Annotated in this window: 3 protein-coding genes; all 3 read left to right on the plus strand. The window is 33.5% G+C overall.

Annotation, left to right across the window (positions count from 1 at the left end; all coding sequences use genetic code 11):
* Positions 1-118 precede the first annotated feature (118 nt).
* On the plus strand, positions 119-1,279 hold the full coding sequence (locus ADIS_RS21335; protein ID WP_010856813.1) for an AAA family ATPase: 1,161 nt from the start codon (positions 119-121) through the stop codon (positions 1,277-1,279).
* A complete protein-coding gene (locus tag ADIS_RS23070) occupies positions 1,279-1,521 on the plus strand; it encodes an HNH endonuclease family protein (protein ID WP_155907682.1) in 243 nt (80 codons plus the stop codon). Before ADIS_RS21335 ends, ADIS_RS23070 begins: the two co-directional genes overlap by 1 nt.
* 177 nt (positions 1,522-1,698) lie before the next feature.
* Entirely contained in the window at positions 1,699-2,013 is a 315-nt protein-coding gene (locus ADIS_RS23075) for a hypothetical protein (RefSeq protein WP_155907684.1), read from the plus strand.
* Positions 2,014-2,074: the final 61 nt, after the last annotated feature.

Here is a 2,074-nt window from a genome sequence, read left to right on the forward strand (position 1 = left end):
GCGAATTCGGAAACAAATCGATAAATTCGGTCTGACTAATCAAGCCTAGGCCTCGATTTGGCTCAAATTTGAGGGTTTTTGTGTACGTTAGTCAGAATAATAGAAGAACACAACAACCATGAAAATAAACAAATTAAAAATTGAAGGTGTTGGTGGAATTAAACTGATAAATCTTTCTTTCAACGATAGAATGAATCTTCTATGTGGACCGAATGGAATTGGAAAGACGACAATTTTAGAATCTATTGCTCATATTTTTTCTAATGGCGATACGAATATTCTAAAAAGAAATGTTGCATCAGAAATAAGTAAAATATCTGCCGAAATTGATATTAATGGGACAGTAGAAAACAAGGAAATACAGTTTGACACGTTTATTCCAGAAACATCAACTAGGGTTACAGGATTTCATTTACGAACTAGCGGACTAATTTCATTAAAGACAACAAGAACTTTTCAATACCAGTCTTTACAATCAGTCTCCAAGGACAGTAATAAAGAAAATCATATTCTTTGGAACGATGCAATTAATGGTATTAACCTAACCGATATAAAAAATTGGTTTGTAAACCGTTACTTGTATTCTCCTCATGCAGGTGCATTGACTCCTGAGCAGCTCAGCAATTTCGAATTAGCTAAAAAATGTTTCTCATTACTCAACAAGGATTTTTCGTTTAGTAAAGTCAATGCCTCATCGAATGAGATAATGATTAACACCCCTAGTGGTGAGATATATTATGAATACTTATCATCAGGTTTTAAATCAATCATATCCATACTTTTCGGAATAATTAAGGAGATTGAGTTTCGATTCAAAGACCCAAAAATAAATGCGGAAGATTTTCAAGGAATTATTCTAATTGACGAGATAGAGTTACATCTTCACCCAGAGTGGCAAGAAAAAATAGTCGACATACTTTTAGATGTTTTTCCCAAAGCTCAATTTTTTGCATCAACACATAGCCCACATGTAATTCAGACTGCAAAACCCAAACAAATAATTGCTTTAGGCTTAGATAACGATAATGTGATTCAAAGGGAATTGCCGAATTCCGAATTTGGTTTTCAGGGATGGACTATTGAAGAAGTATTAATAGATGTTATGGGAATGAACAGTCTACGCACAGAGATATTTAAGGACTTAATATTCAAATTCGACCAAGCAATAGAAGAAGAGAACTCTGAAATTGCAGAAGAGATATTTTCACAATTGGATAAGCTTTTACATCCAGAGAATACTTTAAGAAAACTTTTAAAATTTCAATTAGCCGGTTTGTAATGATAAAATTAGAACGCATATCAACACCAATTAAATTGACACCAGCGTTTGTAACAACGCAAACGGCTGAATTTATTGCAAATGAAACTAATGTTTGGAATGTGGACTGGTTAAAAGAAAGTTTACTCGAATTAAGCTACGGCAAGTGTGCTTATTGCGAATGTGACCTTAAGGAAGAAGCCAAATACATGGAAGTTGAACACTTTGAAGATAAAGCCAATAATCCTAATAAGGTTTTGTAATGGGATAATTTACTCCCATCCTGTAAAAGATGTAATGGTTCAAAAAGCACTCATGATGTAATTGCCGAACCAATCGTAAATCCATTCATAGACACTCCATCCACACATCTTACATTACGACTATACAGATTTAAATCAAAGGATGTAAAAGGAAAAAACACAATAGATGTTGTTGATTTGAATCATACTGAAAGAGCTGTAAAGAAACGTTTTGAAGTAGGAGAACAACTTGAAAAAACAATCGAAAAAGCCTTTGAAAGACTTGAATTGTATGAAGCTAATACTATTACACAAAGAAGGAACAAATTATTAAGTATAGTTGAAGACATTTTACTTGAATGCCAAAAAGAAAGTATTTACTCAGCAACCTGCTCAACAATACTTCATTCAAGTGACGTTTATTCGGAGATAAGACAAAAAATGCAAACTCACGGAATATGGTCAAAAGAACTTGAAACCCTACATAAAGACTCAGCTAAACTTGTAATATGACAAAAAGAATTACTGCTGGTAACATACAAGGGCTAAACCGAAGTGGAGCGCAGCGGAATTT

It is taken from the genome of Lunatimonas lonarensis (genome assembly GCF_000390185.1).
In the GTDB taxonomy this organism is placed as follows: Bacteria; Bacteroidota; Bacteroidia; order Cytophagales; family Cyclobacteriaceae; genus Lunatimonas; species Lunatimonas lonarensis.

Bases quoted from the DNA above. Each gene is read 5' to 3' on its own strand.
- ADIS_RS21335 (WP_010856813.1), top strand. From the start codon at position 119: ATGAAAATAAACAAATTAAAAATTGAAGGTGTTGGTGGAATTAAACTG.
- ADIS_RS23070 (WP_155907682.1), top strand. From the start codon at position 1,279: ATGATAAAATTAGAACGCATATCAACACCAATTAAATTGACACCAGCG.